General features: G+C 32.6%; 15 protein-coding genes and 2 pseudogenes. 8 read left to right on the top strand and 9 right to left on the bottom strand.

Annotation, left to right across the window (positions count from 1 at the left end):
• Positions 1–123: 123 nt before the first annotated feature.
• From Cyrtocomes_RS01840 to Cyrtocomes_RS01820, 5 genes are all read right to left on the bottom strand, one after another.
• Positions 124–360 (bottom strand): transposase, encoded by a 237-nt coding sequence (locus Cyrtocomes_RS01840; RefSeq protein WP_322497510.1) that lies wholly within the window; start codon positions 358–360, stop codon positions 124–126.
• A gap of 678 nt (positions 361–1,038) precedes the next feature.
• On the bottom strand, positions 1,039–2,823 hold the full coding sequence (locus Cyrtocomes_RS01835; protein ID WP_322497509.1) for a transglycosylase domain-containing protein: 1,785 nt from the start codon (positions 2,821–2,823) through the stop codon (positions 1,039–1,041).
• A 4-nt stretch (positions 2,824–2,827) separates the two neighbouring features.
• A complete protein-coding gene (gene truA, locus Cyrtocomes_RS01830; protein ID WP_322497508.1) occupies positions 2,828–3,583 on the bottom strand; it encodes a tRNA pseudouridine(38-40) synthase TruA in 756 nt (251 codons plus the stop codon).
• Complete coding sequence (locus Cyrtocomes_RS01825; protein ID WP_322497507.1) at positions 3,580–4,848, bottom strand: dicarboxylate/amino acid:cation symporter; 1,269 nt, start codon at positions 4,846–4,848, stop codon at positions 3,580–3,582. Before Cyrtocomes_RS01825 ends, truA begins: the two co-directional genes overlap by 4 nt.
• Before the next feature lie 319 nt (positions 4,849–5,167).
• Complete coding sequence (locus tag Cyrtocomes_RS01820) at positions 5,168–5,800, bottom strand: hypothetical protein (protein ID WP_322497506.1); 633 nt, start codon at positions 5,798–5,800, stop codon at positions 5,168–5,170.
• 43 nt (positions 5,801–5,843) lie between these two features.
• Here Cyrtocomes_RS01820 and Cyrtocomes_RS06110 point away from each other — a divergent pair.
• From Cyrtocomes_RS06110 to Cyrtocomes_RS01810, 3 genes and pseudogenes are all read left to right on the top strand, one after another.
• Positions 5,844–5,954 (top strand): annotated as a pseudogene (locus tag Cyrtocomes_RS06110) (hypothetical protein); the annotation flags it as partial.
• Between the two features lie 12 nt (positions 5,955–5,966).
• The gene (locus Cyrtocomes_RS01815) at positions 5,967–6,488 is read left to right on the top strand and encodes a ComF family protein (protein ID WP_322497505.1); all 522 of its coding nucleotides are present in this window, start codon (positions 5,967–5,969) and stop codon (positions 6,486–6,488) included.
• A 469-nt stretch (positions 6,489–6,957) separates the two neighbouring features.
• Positions 6,958–7,269, top strand: coding sequence for a hypothetical protein (locus tag Cyrtocomes_RS01810; protein ID WP_322497504.1), 312 nt, complete (start codon positions 6,958–6,960; stop codon positions 7,267–7,269).
• Positions 7,270–8,154: 885 nt separating this feature from the next.
• Here the strand turns inward: Cyrtocomes_RS01810 and Cyrtocomes_RS01805 are convergent.
• Together Cyrtocomes_RS01805 and Cyrtocomes_RS01800 are read right to left on the bottom strand one after the other, a co-directional pair.
• Positions 8,155–8,799 (bottom strand): amino acid ABC transporter ATP-binding protein, encoded by a 645-nt coding sequence (locus Cyrtocomes_RS01805; protein ID WP_322497503.1) that lies wholly within the window; start codon positions 8,797–8,799, stop codon positions 8,155–8,157.
• Entirely contained in the window at positions 8,783–9,424 is a 642-nt protein-coding gene (locus Cyrtocomes_RS01800) for an amino acid ABC transporter permease (protein ID WP_322497502.1), read from the bottom strand. Before Cyrtocomes_RS01800 ends, Cyrtocomes_RS01805 begins: the two co-directional genes overlap by 17 nt.
• Before the next feature lie 136 nt (positions 9,425–9,560).
• On the opposite strand from Cyrtocomes_RS01800, the gene Cyrtocomes_RS01795 reads away from it, so the two are divergent.
• Both Cyrtocomes_RS01795 and Cyrtocomes_RS01790 read left to right on the top strand, forming a co-directional pair.
• Entirely contained in the window at positions 9,561–10,019 is a 459-nt protein-coding gene (locus Cyrtocomes_RS01795; RefSeq protein ID WP_322497501.1) for an arginine repressor, read from the top strand.
• A 196-nt stretch (positions 10,020–10,215) separates the two neighbouring features.
• Positions 10,216–11,271 carry a hypothetical protein gene (locus tag Cyrtocomes_RS01790; protein ID WP_322497500.1) on the top strand — a complete coding sequence of 352 codons (1,056 nt, stop codon included), beginning with the start codon at positions 10,216–10,218 and terminating at the stop codon, positions 11,269–11,271.
• Between the two features lie 104 nt (positions 11,272–11,375).
• Here the strand turns inward: Cyrtocomes_RS01790 and pheT are convergent, their stop codons facing one another.
• Positions 11,376–13,745 carry a phenylalanine--tRNA ligase subunit beta gene (pheT, locus tag Cyrtocomes_RS01785; protein WP_322497499.1) on the bottom strand — a complete coding sequence of 790 codons (2,370 nt, stop codon included), beginning with the start codon at positions 13,743–13,745 and terminating at the stop codon, positions 11,376–11,378.
• Positions 13,746–13,827: 82 nt separating this feature from the next.
• Between pheT and Cyrtocomes_RS01780 the strand changes: the two genes are divergently transcribed.
• The 3 genes from Cyrtocomes_RS01780 to Cyrtocomes_RS01770 all read left to right on the top strand — a co-directional run bounded on the left by Cyrtocomes_RS01780 (position 13,828) and on the right by Cyrtocomes_RS01770 (position 19,719).
• Positions 13,828–14,697 carry an aminotransferase class IV gene (locus Cyrtocomes_RS01780; protein WP_322497498.1) on the top strand — a complete coding sequence of 290 codons (870 nt, stop codon included), beginning with the start codon at positions 13,828–13,830 and terminating at the stop codon, positions 14,695–14,697.
• A gap of 19 nt (positions 14,698–14,716) precedes the next feature.
• Positions 14,717–17,980: a transcription-repair coupling factor gene (mfd, locus tag Cyrtocomes_RS01775; protein ID WP_322497497.1), complete on the top strand. Its 3,264-nt coding sequence runs from the start codon at positions 14,717–14,719 to the stop codon at positions 17,978–17,980.
• Between the two features lie 155 nt (positions 17,981–18,135).
• Positions 18,136–19,719, top strand: coding sequence for an alpha-amylase family protein (locus Cyrtocomes_RS01770; RefSeq protein WP_322497496.1), 1,584 nt, complete (start codon positions 18,136–18,138; stop codon positions 19,717–19,719).
• Positions 19,720–19,796: 77 nt separating this feature from the next.
• Here the strand turns inward: Cyrtocomes_RS01770 and Cyrtocomes_RS01765 are convergent.
• Positions 19,797–19,992 (bottom strand): annotated as a pseudogene (locus Cyrtocomes_RS01765) (transposase); the annotation flags it as partial.
• Between the last annotated feature and the right edge of the window lie 269 nt (positions 19,993–20,261).

Below are 20,261 nucleotides of genomic sequence, written 5' to 3'. Positions count from 1 at the left end.
CTCCTTTGGATCTTCCTAGCCCTTGCATACCAGTTTCGGTATTTTTTAAAGCATCAGCCGAATGCTGATGCGCTCTAATGATCGTAGAATCTATCATTAACCATTCATTATCACTATCCACGGCTAAGGTATCATTTGCCATATTCCAGCTTTAGCCCATCTAATAAATCTTTTATGAACTGTAGGCCATTTGCCATATTCCACAGGAAGCGCTCTCCATGGCCCACCAGTTCTGGCAACACACATCACTGCTCTTATAAATCCACGGTTATCGTATCCTCTACGTCCTCTATCTCCACTTTTCCCAGGTAAAATATCTTTAATAATTTCCCATTGATCATCCCTCAAGTCATATAACATTTTAGCCTCATAATGAGTTGCTAAAATAGCAGCACATAAAAATCTTAAATGTCGACACTACCTAGACGCTTTATTGCATACTTAATACATGACTCAATTATTCCTAATCTTTTAGCATGGCTATCTGGATGATCCAATATATCTCGTATTAATGCGCTTCTTTACTGAGCTTTTCCACGGTTTATTCCTAGTTTTCTGAGGCTCTATCGCCTTCTTCCATCTACTTTAGGTTCTAATAGATATGTAGAAACTTAGATCTTCATATCTTCTGCATGTAATTTCATTACTTTCTTTCGAAATTGTAATGTCATTTTACCTCACATTTGTTCACATCTACTATATAGTATGCCATTTTATACTATCTTAGCTATATATGGTTGCTCTGCTTATTTTATATAATCTACATATATCTTCTTTACAGGCTTTTAAACTTTCAATTACCTCTTCTCTAAGAGAATACGCTCTTCCCATTCGAAAATATTATAACTAACCAATGATATTATCATCTTATTTGATAATATAAACCTCTTTTGCCTAAGCTATAGCATTACATATAATTTTGCTAAACTTAACCAAATGATAGGCTAAAGTATTTTTAAAATTAGCACCCATTTATGACTATTTTGTGATACAGCGAAATGAGTTAAGTGTAGCAAAATAAATCATTATATAATTAAATTAGTTAGGTAAATATAAGTTAGAAAAAAATTCCTTGAATATAAGCGCTGGAATTGTAGCTCCTGTCACGCCATTCATAGGCTGGTTATCATCATTACCAACCCAGATCCCTAAGGTCATTGTATTATTATATCCTATAAAAAGGGCGTCCCTGTAATCCTGGCTTGTACCAGTTTTTCCCTTAAAATTTTGGCCCTCAAGATTAGCTCGCTTCCCTGTACCATACAATACTGTATTCCTCATCATACCATCCATAATTGATACTATTTTTGGTGAAATGACACGTTTCTGCTCTTTGGTCATTCGATATAATTCGGAATTACCTGTAGTGATTCTAGAGATGCCTGTAGGAGTATTATATAAACCATCATTTGCAATGACAGCATATGCTGCCGTCATATCTATAAGTGTTACTTCATGTGATCCTAGTGATATACTTGGTATATTTTTTGGAACCCCATGAATTCCTAGGCGGTCGGCTGCTTCTGATACTTTATCTAACCCGATTTTTTCTGCAATTTTAACAGTTGCTATATTATTAGATTTGATAAACGCCTCTTCAAATGACATATACCCAACACTCGTTTTAGAGATATTTTGAGGGGTCCAATTACCAATAGTAATTGGAAAGTCGTCTACTACATCATAGGTATTAAAACCATTTTCTAATGCTGCAAGATAGACAAATAGCTTAAATGCAGAACCAGGTTGCCTCTTTGCTTTTATAGCCCTATTAAATTGACTTTCTGCATATGATGTACCGCCTATAAGGGCCATAATTTTTGCATCATTACTCATCAATACCGCAGCTGCTTGTTTAGTATTTTTTTGCTTACCAAACTTAGACATTACGCTTGCAACAGACATTTCCAGCCTTTCCTGTAAAAATGGTACTAATGTTGTATAAATACTTAATTTTTGAGATGGATTTACAAATAACCGCATCTCTTCCATGGTAAAATCTGTAAAATAAGGATTTTTTAATAAGCCTTTTTTAGGATTTTGTCTGTAAATTTTGGGTATAGATATATTATCTAGTTTATTATCAGATATATATCCTTCTTTATTCATATTAAGCAGTACGAGCTTCATCCTTTCTAGGAGTTGAGGTTCGTTATTCTCAGAGGAAAGTCTTGATGGTGCTTTTAACATTGCTGCTATAATAGCAACTTCTTCAAGCGAAGCATCTTGTATGCATTTTTTAAAATAAATCCTTGAGGCGGCATCTACACCAAAAGCCCCATTTCCTAAAAATACCCTATTCAAATACATTGTTAATATCTGCTCTTTAGAAAAAATATTTTCTAATCTAAAAGAGAGCATAGCCTCTTGAAATTTTCTCTTAAGTGATTTTTCAGGAGAGAGAAATATTATTTTAGATAATTGCTGTGTTATAGTACTACCTCCCTGTACTACCTTACCAGCAAGCTGATTATATAGTGCAGCCCTTAATATGCCGCGCCAGTCTATTCCTGAATGCTCAAAAAATCTTTTATCTTCTATGGCGATTACTGCATGAATTAGAGTTTTTGGTAACTTACTATATGGTAAGTAATTGCCATAAGCGTCTCCATAATTTGCAAGCACTGTACCATCATTTCCATATATTGTAATCATTGGCTGCGAATCATCTCTCTCAATAGTCTCTATAGAAGGTAAATCTCGTGAGAGCCAAATAATGACGGCAATAAATGAAATAGAACCTGAAAGCAGTATGTATATGAATAATTTTAGTATAATACGTGTTGAGAAGAATCCTCTTTTTTTATTACTTTTTTTAGTCATAAAACTAATATTCTACAGATTTTAGGTATAGTCCATGTGCAGGTGCGGTTAATGGTGATGGCAATGGTGTTCTTAAAGTAAGTGCATTTTCTATATCTGCTAACCTTATTCTACCTAATCCTGCATTACAGATTGCACCAACCATCATTCTTACTTGTTTATGGAGAAATGAAATAGCGGTAAAATTCAATTCTATTTCATTTTGATTTTCGGTTTTATTACATTGCAAAGTTACGTGTTCTATAGTTTTTATTGAACTCTTTGATTGGCACTTTGAATACCTAAAATACTTAAAATCATATAATCCTTTAAATAGGTAGGCAGCGTCATTCATGATAGAGATATTTAAATCTCCACGTATAAGCCAAGCCTTATTTTTATATATCGCTAGATCTGCATTCCTATTTATTATCTTATAAACATATGTCTTTCTTACAGCGCTGAAGCGCGCATGAAAAGAGCAGGGAACTTCTTGAAGAGATATTATAACAACAGCATATTTTCTTAAGAAGTAATTTAAAGAACCCTGAAATTTATAGAGATCTACCTTATGTTCAAGATCGAAATGAGCAACTTGAGCAAGCGCATGTACCTTAGAATCAGTCCTTCCTGCACCATATAGGCAGACACTTTGTTGCTTAGTAAAATACAATATTGCTTGCTCAATTATACCTTGAACTGAAAGGAGGCCACCTTGCGATTGCCACCCATGAAAATCTGTACCATCGTACTCTATAATAGCCTTGTATCTAAAGATCATAGAGTAGCTTTTTCAGATGTAGCAACATCAACATCATTATAGATTTTCTTATTTAATGTGCCCTCCATATTATCAACAATCAATGTAACCATACAATCACCAGTTATATTAATTGTAGTACGCAGCATCTCAAGAAATCTATCTATACCTATGATAAGGTAAATACCATCAAGTGGTAATCCAACTGAAGATAATACCATACCCATCATGATTATTCCACCTCCTGGGAAACCTGCTGCTCCTATTGAGCCAACTGTTGATGCAAATATTATGATGACATATTGGGTAAGTGAGAGATCCACCCCAAACATTTGTGCAAAGAATACAGAGCAAATACCAAAATATATAGATGTAGCATCCATGTTCATTGAGGCGCCCAAAGGTAAAATAAATGAGGCAGATTGTTTTGAAACGCCCATTTTATTTCTCAAATCAGACATTGCTGTCACTAGTGTAGCCTTGCTGCTTGCGGTTGCAAAAGCTAACATTTGTGCATTAGTCATCTTTTTATAAAAGATAAACGGATTCAAGCCAGATAAGAACACCACAATACCATATACACAATAATGGAACGCAAGTGCCCCACATACAACAAGTGCGAATTTTCCAAGTGTGCCTATTATTCCAAACCCATGCTCTCCAACAACATGTGCCATAAGCGCAAAAACTCCATAAGGAGTAAGGCTTATAACCAAACCAACCATTTTAAACATTAAGTTTGTTGCAGAGACTATAATATCTCTTAGTGGTTTCCCTTTATCGCCTATAGTGATGAGTGAAAAACCGGTAAGGAATGCGAAAATAACAACTTGTACAGTATTGCCCTCAGCCATAGCCTTAATTGGGTTGCTGGGAACCATGCCAACAAATATGCTTATAAGACTCTTGGTTTCTGGGGTAACAATTCCGGTTAATCCCGATGGAAGTTCAACGCCGATTCCTGGCTTAAAAATATTTGCAAATACCATACCTGTTGTAACTGCAAAAACAGTTGTACAGAAATATATGCAAACAGCCTTGAGGCCAAGCCTACCAAAAGTTTCTGCATCGCTTAAGCTAGTTATACCGTATAGCACTGCAAAAAATACAAGTGGTATAACTATCATCTTAATCAGGCTAATATAAATATCACCTATTGGTTTCAAAATAGAAGCATCCTTACCAGCAAAATGGCCAAAAAGAATCCCTAATAACATCCCTATAATAACTTTTTGCCAAAGTCTGAATTTAAAGGTTTTTTTTTCCAAAGCTTTTTCTTCTCCCATAAAATATACCAATATAAAACAAATCTAGATTCAGGCGCTATGTGCAAAGAAAATTAAACCGCGTGGCAATACAAAGGAGCTAGTAATAAAAAGATTCATATGAAAAATCAAATAATACCGCAACATATGTATGCATGCAGGCTAATCACGATAGCAGGAATTCTCTAAATACCAAACTATATAAATATATACAAGATAGCATCGAGCCATAATAGCTTGCAACCTAGAAGGTAAAACTATAACCATGATTCCTTCAGAAAACAATACATAGTGGGAAATATTGCAATTTATTACATAATAATAAAGGCATTTTTAGAGCTTAACATCTATGCCCTGTGCTTGATAAAATTGATACCTCGAACAAAATTGAACACGAGCCTTTATAAGATTTTTCCGCTTCTTTTATTAAATCTTCCTTTAATGGCTTCTTAAGCAACCATTCTATATCCATAAGCATTTTTTTAAAAGAGCTATAATCAATTTGTATATGTTCGGTATAAGATACTATTTCACTGAACCCTAATGAAGTAGCGGCATATACTAAGCTGCTACAGCTTGGCATTTGTACAAAAATATTATACGCACATTTTTCTATATTTTGTTGAGCTATGATGAAGGCATTTGTTAATTCATGTAAATTTGCGCTCAATGAATTTATTATAAGTAAAGATCGCTCTTTAAGAAGCATTTTATATTTCATTAATTCTGAATTAGTATCTTCAGAGAAGAGCAATTCAAAATCAGAAATAACAGTATCAAATTGCATATCAGACTTAATTTGATCTAGCTCCTTAAAATCCGTTATCCTTCCATATATATTAAGAGCATCTATATATGTTGATTTTCCATGAATAAGTATATTTTGAGTCTTGCAGTTAGACCTAATCATAGTCTCTTTTATAAGGGATGTGGATAGGCCATATATTGCTTCTTGTGAATTCTTATAATACAAGATTATTACATTAAAATTGTAAATATGTGTTTATTAAAACAGTGTGCGGAATATAAAGTCCAGCTGGTTTTGTGATTTTTTTTATCCGCCCAAGTGTTTATCGTGCTTGGAATGGGTGGGCTCTTATCATTCCTTATGTTATAGTTGCTGGAATAAATTAACTATAATGCTAGAGATAGTTAATGAGGATCAGGACATTATTATAAAATCCTTTGCTAATTATTGCTCTATTACTTCATGTTTAATATCAGATCTTAAATATAATGATAAGGTTGAGAACGTTACACTATTATCCAAATTTTTATATCTTGCATATCAAGATTTTGCTGAAGAGATAGATCTTATAATACCTATTCCAATGCATTGGTCAGATTTCTATCAAAGAAAGTATAATCATATAGGTATTATAGCAAAAAAATTATCTATATTAGCTAATAAACAAATGGATTTTAATTCATTAGTAAAGATTAAAAAAACTAAAAAGCAAGTAAATTTAAGCAAAAAAGAGAGGATGGTAAATCTAAAAAATGCATTTACTATGATAAATAAAAAAAACGTTATTGGAAAAAAGATACTACTGATAGATGATGTTGTAACAACTGGAAGTACGCTAACAGAATGTGCAAAAATTCTTTTAAAAAATGGTGCGTCTAAAGTATTAGGGCTGACTATAAGCTCCGTTAAATAAGCCATTACCATTTAAATGGATATGATTTATAAAATTTGATAGCGTGATCTTTTTCAAGATATAAGAAAATATTTATACTAATTTAGAGTAGTATATTGCGGTGTTTTTATAAAAAAATTGTTCTAAGATTTTCAATCATCCAGTCATGTGATTTATATTAAAAAGAATTGACTCTTTAAATCTAATCTAATCCATAAATTAGCTACTATTAAGCAACAACCATTAAGGGATTAGTTTGTTCTATAATATATAGAGACTTAAATTAGCACGCTAGTAACCAGTAAATATCATAGAAATAAGTAAAAAGAATATAGGTAGCAATAACATGAATATATTAAGAAATAGTATGTTTTAAAAAATTAAAAGAAATAAGAAAATTATCAAAGGAAGTTACTTCCATAATATAAAATAATTCATATTATGCGCTTTATAATATAAATTATTTATCTCTTAAAGAAGCGAAAATCCTATGATTAAAGATTTTATTTTCCATAATCTCAAAAAAAGCTTAAATAATGAGTTTCAGGCCAATACTAATAATAAAAATTGTATGAGGGCAATGTGGAGGGCCGTTATAACCCAGGCATTAATAGATGCTTCTAGTAATTCTAGGAAGAAAAGTCTAAGGATACATAGAGCTAAATCCAGAAAATGGCTCCTTGACTGTGATGAAGATTTTTTAACAGTTTGCTTTTTGGCAGATTTAGATCCATTGCAGACACAGGAGAAGATACGCAAAGCATTGGATAGAAATTGTAAATGGAGACGCGATTCATTGTAAAATAATATCATAAGATATATTATGGAAAATAAATTAAAGATTATGAGCTACTTTAAAACTTCTTAATTTATCGTAAATTAGATATATGTATTTTCAATAATCCTTGCTAATACATATATTTTAAAAAATTATAATATTTTGTATAATCACTTAGTAAATTTAGTCATTTTATTAATGAAAACTGCTTTGTGAATTCTTTGTAAATTTTAATGAAATAGTATTTTTTATATAAAATACTCCTGTTGATTATTTGGCTCTTTTCAAAAAATGCTTATAGAATTAAAGACTAGATATAAAAAGAATAAGCTTTTTAATAGAATTTATCGGTTTATTGCGGTTTGAAATATACGTTTTTTTTCAATGGCAAATATAATGCCAGATATATTTATTAGAAATAATCCCTTGATTTAGACTTTTACATATGCTCAATTCAGACTTCTTTATATATATTTAATTTTTATGTATATTTTCTCTATTATTAAAATAGTTGAATTGGGTAATGCTGATGTACTTGTTATGGGTGCTAATATTTTCTATGACGAAAAAATGGATGGTTCACCTTCCAAAAGTTAATGCGCATTAATTTTTAAAAACCGAACAAGCTTCTAACAATTAAAGAGATGTTTGTTGCCAAGCCATGCACATAAATATTTTTCTTACCCGTTTTATGTGTATGGCTATAGTTAAGATCTATCTTCTATCTCTTATATCGGCGGACATGATGGGAAAATAGGTCTCAAAAGAAAAATATATCACATAAACTTTTCTCTCTATGTTAGACCTCTCATATAACTTAGACAGAGGCCTAGTTTATTTTTTAGCTAAGATGCGCATGTTAAGCGATATTTTTCATAATTCATTAAAGAGTCTATTTTAAAGAATTTACTAATAATGATTTAGTAAAAAATGCTTTTCAAAATCTTTGGTATTTATATCAATGGCTATACTGCCATTTTTAATCAATATAATCCTATCAGAGACTTGTGATAAAAAATCTAAATCATGTGAAGCTATTATCATAGTAATACCCATATCCCTTACTGATAATAATAAATTTGTAACATCGCGAATTGTTGCTATATCTAATCCAGATGTAGGTTCATCACATAAAAGTAATGAAGGATGCATCATTAAGCTGCGCGCCAGTGCTACCCTTTGTCTCTGCCCCCCTGAGAGCTGTGCAGGATAAGAATTTGCCTTACTTTGCATCCCAAGCTTTTCTAAAAATCTCTCCGCGTTACTCTTTGCATCATCCATCTTATTCAAAAGCGGTGCATAAAGCAGATTCTGCATAACGCTCATATGTGGAAATAGCTGAAAATCCTGAAACATGAATCCTATTTTTTCATCGCAATATATACTTCCAGAATCTACACCTTCCAATCTTTGTATGCACCTTAATAAGGTTGATTTACCACTGCCAGATGCACCAGCAAAACCAAGAATTAAATTTTTCTGCACCTCTATACTTATATTGTTAAGTATTCTTTGCCCATTATAGCTTTTGCAAATGTTATTGATCTTTAGCATGGCTTTTTTCTAATAATTTTCCAATATACTCAATCGTAAGCACTAAAATATAGTAATACCCCCCTGCTATACAAAGTGGTGCGAAATATGTAAAGTGCGCGGCAGCTACAACCTGTGCTGAGCGCATAATATCCATTGCGCCAATAGTTGCAACAAGAGCCGTTTCTTTTGTTAATGTAATTACCTCACCAATTAACGCTGGAAGAATGGTTTTTAGCACTTGTGGCAATATAATATCTTTCCACATATAATATGGAGGAATCTTCAATGTTTTTGATACCTCAAATTGCCCCTTTGGTATGCTTTCGATTCCAGCTCTTAGGATTTCTGCGATATATGCTGAGCTGTTTATTCCAAATGTTAATATACCAGCCCACACTACACTTATATTTAATCCTGTTAATAATGGAAGTGTAAAATAAATAAGAGAGAGCTGCAATATAAGCGGAGTTCCCCTGATTATAGAAACAAGCCTATTTATAATAAATCTCCCAATACCATTATATCTCGCAACTGAAAATACCCCACCTAATATAAACCCAATTAAAAGCCCGCCAACAAGTAATTGAATGGTTATACCAATCCCTTTTAATATAAAAACCGCATCCTCTAAAAAGAACTTCACAATTATATCAATATATAAAAAATTTTAATTTAAAATGAATACGTAAAAGATATTGTGGCAATATATTGTAAATTCGTTTGCATGTAAAGAAAATTTTGGCTATATTTTCATAAAAATGAATATAAATTCAGTAGCGATGAAAAAGAGCAAAAATAGCATAGATGTACATATAAGAAATATTGTTCAGCAATTTGAAATAAAAGAACAAGCCCAGTTACAGAAGTTACTTTTAGAAGAAGGTTTAGATATTCCACAAGCAACATTATCTAGGTATATTAAAAAGCTTAATATAATCAAAATTTCGGGAAGATATCAGGTTATAGGCACAAAGCATGTTCCAACCATACTTAATATAAAAGTATCGGAAGATTCTGGCTTGGTGGTACTTCACACACATCCAGGCAATGCAAGTGCACTTGCGGTATTTTTCGATGAGAAATACATTCACTACCCTTCTGTAATAAACCATTTTCCTATCTTAGGTAGTATAGCAGGTGATGATACTGTATTACTTATACTAAAATATAGATTATCTCTTAAAGAGGTAGTCGAAATAATAAAAATTGATTTTCCATATATCAATCAGGATGAATGAACCAATCATTCAATGATTTATTTGTTATTAAGTGAAAAATTACCACCATCTTCTGCCATAAAACTTATCAGCGTTTATTCAATTTTAAAATAAAATCACTCGTAATAGCAATAAGTTAACCACATATTTTTATTTTAAAATTACTTGGTCTTATGCTACAACCTATAATCGTTCAACTCTTTTAGATATAACTAATATGAGAAACTTTACTAATGGAAGGATCGAGGGGCGAAAAAAAATCCTTGGGGAATATGAAGTATATAGGCAATTATCCCTATCTTCCAAAAATGCTATATCAAAATGGCTTCCTGAAATGAGTGATGCAGAATTTAGGAGTTTTCATGATAAATTAACTAACTTCTCTAAAATTTTATTATCTTTTCCATTTGGTTCACGTGACCTTATAGTGGATACTCTTCTTAAGGGTGATGAAGGATATTGCAATGTATTTAGAGAGAGGTGTAATTCATTAATCGGGCACAGTAAATTTAAAAATTGTAGTTCTAGCACAAAAGAAGATGCTTTAAAAGCTGCCATTAACTTGAATGCAGCAGATTTTGAGAGATTTAAGGAGGACTATACTCTTGCTCATCATCTTGCTCCTCAAAAAAGTCTCCTATCACTCCTCGTAGATATGTTTTTGCAGCCCTCTTCATATGCTGCTACACCAGTAGAATGTGAAAAACCTAATACTAATAATAAACAACAATATAGGCAGGAAATTCTTAAAGAACACAAAGTATATAGGCAATTATCCCAATCTTCTAAAGATGATATATCAAAACATCTTTCTAAAATGAGCGATGAGCAATTTAATAATTTCAAATATACTTTAACCAATTTTTCCAAAATTTTAGCACCTCTTTCATCTAATGCTCAGAATCTCATATTGAATGAGATTCTTAATGGTGATGAAGGGTATTGTAGATTGCTTAAAGCAAGATGTGATTCATTAATTGGAGAAGCTAAGTTTAGACACGGTACTTCTAGCGAACAAAAAGAGGCTTTAAATGCTGCTATTAATTTAAATGGAGTGGATTTCCAAAAATTTGTCGATAAATTTGGCGCACCTCCCTCTTATGAAAGTATATATGGTGCTAAACCATCAGCCCCGCCTTCTTATGATGAAAGCATGTATGGCACTAAACCGTCAGCTCCGCATTCTTATGATGAAAACCTATATGGCGCAGAACCATCAGCTCCACCAGCATATGATGAAGCTCCACCTGCATATGATGGTTGGCATCATTAATATTCTGTTATTAAAGGATAAAGCTGCTCCATAGCAGCTTTATCTGTGTATTGATAAAAAATAAAAAGAGCTTTTGATGAATACAATCAATATTGCATTGCAGCCTATGCAATTAGCATATCTCTCTTCAAGATTGCGCCACACTCCTTTTCCATCTTTTCAATTATATTATTTGATAACGCAGTAAGTTGCGCTTCATCGAATGTATGATTTTTATTCCTCAGCATAAGGTTGATCGTTACGGAATGTTTACCCTGAGGTATATCAGAATTTTTAAATATATCGACAAGCCTTATCGACTCTATATGCCCTCTTGCGGAATTTAAGATTGAAGATCTAATTGTTTCAAAAGAAACCCCCTCATCTATTATAAAACAAAAGTCTCTATATACAGGTTGATACTCAAGCATAGTAAAGTTATATCTTGCAGGATCATTTTTATGGACTTTAAGCTCATCTAAAAATATTTCTACGGCAACTATTGGCTTAGTACCTATCTTTAGATCTGAGATTAATTTTGGATGTAATTCACCACAATAAGCTATTAATCTACCATTGAAAAATACACTTGCAGATCTTGTTGGATGATAATACCCAGGTAAATGATCTCTAAAGAAAGATAGCTCGGATTCTGCTATACCAAACTCTTCTAAAAATGAAGATAAATCTGATTTAGCATCAAAGAAATCTAATTTACGCTCATTGCAAAATATATTCTTATTTTCAGCTAGATTTGTTCTTACCGTAGCTAAAACCCTCTTTTCTATAAGATCTGAGGATGATTTATGGTAAACCTTACCAATTTCAAACATAGCGCAACTGCTTATGGAATGCGAGATATTATAACAAACCGTCTTTAAGATCGTTGGTATAATGCTAGGCCTCATAAATGAGAACTCTTGTGTAATTGGATTTTCTAGTTCTATTAATGAATCTTCATTTGCAAAACACGTTGCATAAAGTTTATCACAGAAAGACCAACTAACTACCTCATTAAGGCCAATTTTAGAGGCAGTTTTTCTTAAATAATCATCTAAATTATTTTTTAATACAGGGGTAATATTTTCAAGTGGCTTTTCTTCAATATTACCAAAACCATAGATTCTTAAAACCTCCTCTATCAGGTCCTCTTCTATGTTAATATCCCAATATCTATATGATGGTACTTTAAATAATAAACCATCAGCGCATGAAAATCCTAGATTTTTAAGTATCTCCTTATAATTTGGAATATCATGACCAGCTATTTTTAACAAAGATTCATACCTAAGTGGAATCAATTTATCTTTAAAATCAATAGAGTATGAGAAATATGATGTAGGAACACCTGCACATTTTTCTTTTATCAAATTTACTAAAAACTCTTTAACCAGCTTTGTATTTCCATAATCTATCCCCCTTACAAACCTGAAACTTGCATCCGTACTAATCCCAAGCGCTTTTTCTGCTTTACCTATTTGTTTTTGGGAAAAGAGACCAAGCTCGATAATTATATTTTTTGTACTGCTATCTACCATTGAGCTTCTACCGCCAATTAGCCCAGCCACAGATAATATCTTCTCTTCATCACTAATAACTGTAATTCCAGAACTTAATTCATGCTTTTTACCTGTAAGATCTTCAAAAATCTCCTTATCTTGAGATTTTCTCACAGTAATTTTACCACTTACCTTATCTGCATCATAAATATGATTTGGTCTGCCATAACTTAGCATGGTAAAATTTGAAATATCTACAAGTGTACCTCTACTTTGAATACCAAGTAGCTGTATAATAGATGATATCTCAGCATATTCATTACAAGATACATTTTGAATCTTTATAAACTCCATTCCAAAACACCCTTCCCTATCTTCAACTACCGCATCAAAATTTGGCGATATATCAAAACTTTCATTAACTTTTGGTGATAGATTTTTCCCAAGCCCCGCAGCAGCCAAATCTCTTGCTATCCCAACGGCACTGGCTGCATCCCCCCTATTTGGAGTAATTGCAATATCAAAAATAACTTCATTAAGGTTTAGATATTCAGCTACTGGTGCGCCAAGCACAGCATCCTGTGGTAATTCTAGTATTCCATCATAATCAACACCTAAAGAGAGTTCATCTTGTGAACATAGCATACCAAGACTTTTTACCCCCCTTATCTCACTCTCTTTTATTATAAAACCATTTTTAGGAATTTTAGCACCTATGTATGCAAAAGCAACCTTTATGCCTGCTCTTGCATTTGGTGCACCGCAAACTATTTGATATTCATTTTTCCCATCAAATACCTTACATACCCTTAGCTTATCTGCATTAGGATGTTTTTCCGCCTCCTTAATAAGCGCTACTTGTATCTCTTTATAAAAATCTTTTTGATATACAACATCCTCAACCTCCATACCTATATTATTCAACATATTTATCACATGCTCCACACTATATTCGTACTCTATATAATTTTTTATTAATGAAAGGCTTATCTTCATCTTGATTATTGTATAAAACGTGTTTTGAAAAATACCTTTGTAGGTATATAAAGCAAGTCCTTTGTGCTTATTTTTTACTATTATGGCAAGTGAATACGGCAAAAATGTGTGGTGGAATGGATCATTTATGGATCTTCAAGATGCTAAGGTTAGTATAGCAACTCACTCATTACATTATGGTGGAGCTATTTTTGAAGGCGTAAGAATATATAATTCAAAACCTTTTTTGCTAAAGGAGCATATAGATAGATTATTTATTTCTGCCGAAGTAATGCGCTATAATATGAAGTATAACAAAGAAGAAATATGTGAAGCGGCAATAAAACTTATAGACCTAGAAGGTTTCAAAGATGGCTATATAAGGCCAATTATATGGCTTGGAGATGAGGATATGAAGATTATGGGTCAAGATTCAACATTACATACGGCTATAATGACGTGTAAGATTCTAGAGAAATCAGATATAAATGATGATTCACTAAAGCTTTCAGTTTCTAGATGGAAAAGAGCCCCTTTGAATTGTCTTCCTTATTCATCTAAAGCTGCGGGTCTTTATATGATGTATTCTTTAATAAAAAGAGAAGCACAGATTGATGGATTTGATGATTCGATTATCCTTGATGAGAATGATAATATAACAGAAGCAACAACATCAAATTTTTTTGCAATCTCAGACAAAGAATTACTTACGCCAAAAAAAGATACAATCCTCTCAGGAATAACTAGGTCTAAAGTTATTGAAGCAGCTTCATATTTAGGTATTAAATGTAGAGAAATTGATATAAGAATAGACCAATTAAGAAATTGTGATTTTGCATTCTTAACAGGAACTGCTATAGAGATAAAAAAAATTAAAGAAATTAAGCATGTGGAAAGGGGAGTTACCTATCAGTTTAGTAATGAAAATGAAATCTTTAATCTCGTGAGAGAATTATATAAAAAGCTTATATAAAGTAAGTAACCCAATGCTAGTGATAAAAGTTTTAAATGCTATTAAGAAAGCGCTTATCAGTACAAATAATATAGTAGTTATAATTGAGGATGAGAGTTTAGCGCTTGAAATTGAAGAGTTTTTGCCGACAATTTTTCCCAATATCAGCTCTTTTTACTTTCCAAGTTGGGATGTACCAGCTTACAGTGGTGTTTCACCAAGTATTAGCACAATGCATAAAAGGATGCATGTGCTTGCAGAAATAGACAAGCAGCACATTAAGCCCATCATAATAATTACCTCTCTTAGGGCCTTGCAACAAAAAGTACCATCAAAGCTTAATTATATAAAACTTAAGCAGAACGATGAAATACAAATAACTAAATTAACTGAGATATTAATAAGTTACGGATACGAAAGATCAATTACAGCATTCAGTACTGGTAATTTTGCCATTAGGGGTGGTGTTTTTGATATTATATATCATGGAGGGGCCGTTAGATTGAATTTCTCTGAAAAAAAGTTGGAATCAATTAAAATTCTAGACCCATTGTCTCAACTATCAACAAAAAAGCTACCTGAAATTGAGATATTTCCATTAAGCGAAGTTATACTGAATAGTGATTCTATAGAAAACTTTAAAAAAAATTACTTATGTAAATTTAAATCTCAGCTAGAAGATGTGTATAAATCTATTACATCTCAGGATCATTTTCCTGGAATAGAGCATTTATTACCATTTTTTTACGAACCATTAGAATGTATCTTGACAAAGATGAGAGATACACATTTTGTATTAGAGTGTGACTTTAAAGATCGCATAAAAGCAAATTGCTCTGACCTTACTGAAAGATATGAAGAAACATTAAAATACCACGATAACCCATACAAGGAGGTTGATATAGGCTCTATGTATATCCAACAAGAGGAGCTACTTTCCTTTTTAGATAAAACATTAAATATAGAAGATTTTAATTATAATACTCCTAGTAGTTATATAGCCCCACCAAAAGAGGGGGTAGAAATTAGTGATTACCTAGAACAAATAGATAGTCGTTATGATATATTCATCACTTGCGATACAAAAGAAAAGGCCAAAAAAATCAATAAAATATTAGAAAATAGTATAAAAAGAAATATTAGCGTCATTATCAATACAAATCATAAGCATAGCTTTGTTTATGATGATAAGTGCTTCATCTGCTCTACAAACCTTTTTTCATTTAAGGATGTAAAAATAAAGAAAGCCAAGAAAGGAATGTTTATGATCTCTCTTAGAGAGGGGCAGATTGTTGTACATAAACAGTATGGTATTGGCAGATATTTAGGATTAAAGATCCTTAACCTAAATGGTGTGATGAGGGATTATATAGAAATAGAATATAAAAATGATGATAGGTTATATGTTCCTGTTGAGAATTTAGAACTGGTATCCAGCTATAGCTCTGAACATGAAATAGAAATAAAGCTTGATAAATTAGGAGGCACCCAGTGGCAAGAGAAAAAGAATAAAGTTAGAAAAAAGATTCAAATAGCTGCGCAGCAACTACTTGAATCTGCTGCATTTAGAAAGCGTAGTAAGGCTAATGTACTAGAAATTTCATCTGAAACATACTCGGAATTTTGTTCATATTTCCCATTTCTAGAAACAGAAGACCAAGCAAGCGCTATAGATGAAGTTCTTGAGGATATAAGGCAATATGAACCTATGGATAGGCTAATATGTGCAGACGTTGGATTCGGAAAAACTGAAGTTGCGCTAAGAGCAATATGTGCCGCAGCTCTAGGATATAATGCAACTCAAATCGCTCTTATCACGCCAACAACGCTTCTTTCAAGGCAGCATTATAAAACACTGAATGAAAGGTTTGCGAATTTTCCTGTAAAAATAGGCCAGCTCTCAAAATTTACTACTGTACAAGAAAAGAAAAAAATCAAAGATATGCTCAAAGAAGGCAAAATTGACATAGTTGTTGGCACACATGCCCTGCTCGCCTCTGATATCAATTTTAAAAATCTTGGACTTGTTATAGTTGATGAAGAGCAACGCTTTGGTGTTATACAAAAAGAGAAAATAAGAAATTTAACTAAAAATGCTCATATATTAACACTTTCTGCAACACCAATACCAAGAACACTCCAGATGGGGCTGCTTGGTATAAGATCTATGAGTGCTATAAGCACCCCACCACTTAGCAGAAAACCAGTAAATACGTTTATTGTATCTACTGATTCATTTGCAATCAAAGATGTAATTTTGATGGAAAAATCTAGAGGTGGAAAGGTATTTTATGTTATACCTAGAACCTCGCATATATCCTCCATTTATGATCGACTATCAAAGTTATTACCAGAACTTCGAGTAAAAGTTGCTCATGGTGCTATGTCTGCAAGTGAATTAGATGGAATTATGAATCAATTCTATGACGGAGCATTCGATATTTTATTAAGTACTAATATAGTTGAATCCGGTCTTGATATACCACTTGCTAATACAATCATAGTAGATAATGCACATATGTTTGGCCTTACACAGCTTCATCAACTTAGAGGAAGGGTTGGTAGAGGCGCTTTTTCTGCTTATGCATATTTTATTGTACCAAACATTAATAAAATTAGTAAGGAAGCTAAAGAAAGAATGTTTTCATTAAAAAGATTTAGTGGAATTGGAGATGGCCTTGGCATAGCAATGGATGATTTATCACATAGAGGTTATGGTAATCTTTTGGGCGCAGAACAATCTGGAAATATTAATGAAATAGGAACAGAGCTTTATCAAGAAATGTTACAAGAGGCTATAGAATCGCTAAAAATGGATAATGAGGATAATAAAGATGTTAATAAAGAGGATTGGAGCCCTGCAATAAATATTGGGGTTCAGATACATATACCTGAATTCTATATAGAAGATACAGAACTTAGATTATCTGTATATAGAGAAATAGCATCCGTAAAAAATAGTGAGCAAGCAACTTTATTGCTTGAAAGTTTGAATGATAGATTTGGTGTAATACCAGATGAAATCTATGCTTTATTTTCCGTAATAGAGATAAAGCAGTTAGCAAAAGAGGTAGGGATAGAAAGATTAGATGCTGGAGATAGTGCAATAATACTATGTTTGCATAACTCGTTCAGTGTGAGGCATCTTATTAATTTTATAGATCAAAATCTCAACTTTAAATTAAAGCCTGAAGGTAAAATAATTTTTAAGTATCATCATGGCAGCAAAATAGAGGCCTCTATGTTTGCCTTAAAGGCATTAGAAAGGTATTTTAAAAAAACTAAACAAATACCGATGCTATAAGTGAACTAATTAAGTCAATGAAATCAAAGTTATTATATTGATAACAGATTAACCTATAGACTAATTTTATATTTATAGACTAAACTTAACACTTTTTAGTTGAGTTTATGCGTCTATATAATCAATTTCCACGTAGCTATCAAAACATAGAGGCTATGACACTTCAACTAGAAGAAGTTAGCAAGCTTGGCTTTGATACTGTCTGGACTAATCCTTTATATAAAACAGGTGAACAATATAAGAAAAATTATACAAAAGGTGAATTAGCAAAAAATGCACTACCAACTAATAAAAAGGGAAGCCTGTATGCAATGAATGCCAGTTTAGACATGAATAAAAGTGAAGATTTTTTAAATAGTGATTTCACAGATGGTACTGAAAAAACACATACCGCACTACTTAAAGAATATACAGCAAGAGCTGTTGAGCTTGGGATCACACCAATATTCGATCTAGTTTTAAAGCATGTAGCAATTGATTCAAAATTATGTGAAGAAAAACCAAATTGGTTTGATAGACATAAAACTACAAATGAATTCAAGATACGTGGAATTAGTGAAGATGGTTTTGCAACAAAAGATTACCCATGGGATGATGTTGCCTCCTTTAATTATAATGATCCAGAAATTAGGGATGAGATCATAGAGCAATTCTGGAAGCCATTTATATTCAAGCAAATAGCAGTTCATGGGTTTCGTGGCGCAAGGCTAGATGCAGCTGGTATGATGCCAAAGGCCGTATATGATGAGCTGAATGATTACATAAAAACAACAGTGAAAAGGTTTCATAATGCGGATGCAATAATATTTGCAGAAACATTCGGTAACTTAGAGTTAGTAACATCATACATAGGAGAACTTTCAGACAATGATGTGACGCATGTAACAAATAGTTTGCATTGGGTACAAACTAAAATTGGCCCCAATATCAGCTCTTCCAGCGATGATTATTTGGATGTTTGGAATAAAGAAGATGGCTTTGCTAATAAGGATATGGGCATAAAACAACAAATGACCCACCTTAACAGAGGTCGCGGTTTTGGGGATAATAGCAGAAAAGTGATAAATAGTACACAAAGAGTTGGAACCATAGGTTTTGTAAGCTCACATGATGAAGAGCCTTGGGCATTAAGATTGCAGAAAAATATTGAGGAAAACGAATGGATTAAGGACCCAAATGAAGTTACAAAAGGAATGAGGGAGAAGATAGCAGTGGTTGCTTTTGGCTCTGATGGTGGATGGTATATAACATGTGGTGATGAATACGCTACACAAAAACAAAAAAATGTTTTTGATTCTAAAAAGGAAGAGCAACTACTATGGAAATATGATGGAGCTCTGCAATATCAAGAAGAGATTCATTCTGATTTAACGGAATATATAAAATCCGTTAATTCTGCACTTCAATCACTTGAGAAAGTGAATAAAGGTGGTTTAGGTGAATGGAAAGAAAGGATAGAGATAGATGGTAAACCAGATCTTGTTATATTTGTTTGCCACAAGATGAATTATGATGGAAATTCTTACATAATGGTTGCAAATATAAACCCTGAGAAGCAGCTTGAATTAACGAAAGATGATATGAAAGAAATTGCTTCAAAATCAAAAAATCCTGAAAAAACACTGCTAGCAGCTGATAATAATATGATATTTTTTGCGGATGATAAGCTTTCAATAAGCAGCAGTCAGAAACGTGATCATCATTTAGATAAGCCCAAACATGCAGTAAAAATGAGGTAGCGGCACTTCATTTTAATAGGTTTAATTAAATAAGATCATATAGCTAACTCAATATAAAACGTCATATAAAATAAGAGTTAAAAAGCTAGAGCAATGGGTGGAGTGGTTGATTTGCTTTGCCCAAGCCTATTTTTTTTCTCAATCGGATTAAGATCAGGTGAGTAAGGAGGCATATAAAGCAATATATGCATCTTGAATGATTTGTTGCATATCCTTATGAAAAGAAGAATTATCCATGACAATGATGCTTTTTTCTGGAAGATTAGTGAGTAAAATCTTATCCACTAAAGCAAGTGAATGTATCTATATTAACTGGGCAAGTTAATACAAGCCGACCGGCTATTATTGCAGAGCCAAACAATGCTCCTATTGCGTTTGTCCTGCCTTTACTCCACAATCATGCCTGCCATAGCAACGCGCCCCCCCTTCATGTAGTAACCACACGTCCTTGGCATAGCAAAACCGCTTTCATCTATGTAATTAATTGATTTACAGGCTTTTTCTAACCGCTTAAGTGTTTGGCAAAACATAGATCTTTTTCC

This window comes from Candidatus Cyrtobacter comes (assembly GCF_034470605.1).
Classification (GTDB): domain Bacteria; phylum Pseudomonadota; class Alphaproteobacteria; order Rickettsiales; family Midichloriaceae; genus Cyrtobacter; species Cyrtobacter comes.
The sequence above is the reverse complement of the archived record's forward strand: the minus strand, read 5'-3'. Positions and strand labels throughout refer to the sequence as shown.

Excerpts from the sequence above, each read along its gene's own strand:
- Cyrtocomes_RS01840 (WP_322497510.1), bottom strand. The coding sequence starts at position 360 with ATGTTATATGACTTGAGGGATGATCAATGGGAAATTATTAAAGATATT.
- Cyrtocomes_RS01835 (WP_322497509.1), bottom strand. The coding sequence starts at position 2,823 with ATGACTAAAAAAAGTAATAAAAAAAGAGGATTCTTCTCAACACGTATT.
- truA (WP_322497508.1), bottom strand. The coding sequence starts at position 3,583 with ATGATCTTTAGATACAAGGCTATTATAGAGTACGATGGTACAGATTTT.
- Cyrtocomes_RS01825 (WP_322497507.1), bottom strand. The coding sequence starts at position 4,848 with ATGGGAGAAGAAAAAGCTTTGGAAAAAAAAACCTTTAAATTCAGACTT.
- Cyrtocomes_RS01815 (WP_322497505.1), top strand. The coding sequence starts at position 5,967 with ATGCTAGAGATAGTTAATGAGGATCAGGACATTATTATAAAATCCTTT.
- Cyrtocomes_RS01810 (WP_322497504.1), top strand. The coding sequence starts at position 6,958 with ATGATTAAAGATTTTATTTTCCATAATCTCAAAAAAAGCTTAAATAAT.
- Cyrtocomes_RS01805 (WP_322497503.1), bottom strand. The coding sequence starts at position 8,799 with ATGCTAAAGATCAATAACATTTGCAAAAGCTATAATGGGCAAAGAATA.
- Cyrtocomes_RS01795 (WP_322497501.1), top strand. The coding sequence starts at position 9,561 with ATGAAAAAGAGCAAAAATAGCATAGATGTACATATAAGAAATATTGTT.
- Cyrtocomes_RS01790 (WP_322497500.1), top strand. The coding sequence starts at position 10,216 with ATGAGAAACTTTACTAATGGAAGGATCGAGGGGCGAAAAAAAATCCTT.
- pheT (WP_322497499.1), bottom strand. The coding sequence starts at position 13,745 with ATGAAGATAAGCCTTTCATTAATAAAAAATTATATAGAGTACGAATAT.
- Cyrtocomes_RS01780 (WP_322497498.1), top strand. The coding sequence starts at position 13,828 with ATGGCAAGTGAATACGGCAAAAATGTGTGGTGGAATGGATCATTTATG.
- Cyrtocomes_RS01770 (WP_322497496.1), top strand. The coding sequence starts at position 18,136 with ATGACACTTCAACTAGAAGAAGTTAGCAAGCTTGGCTTTGATACTGTC.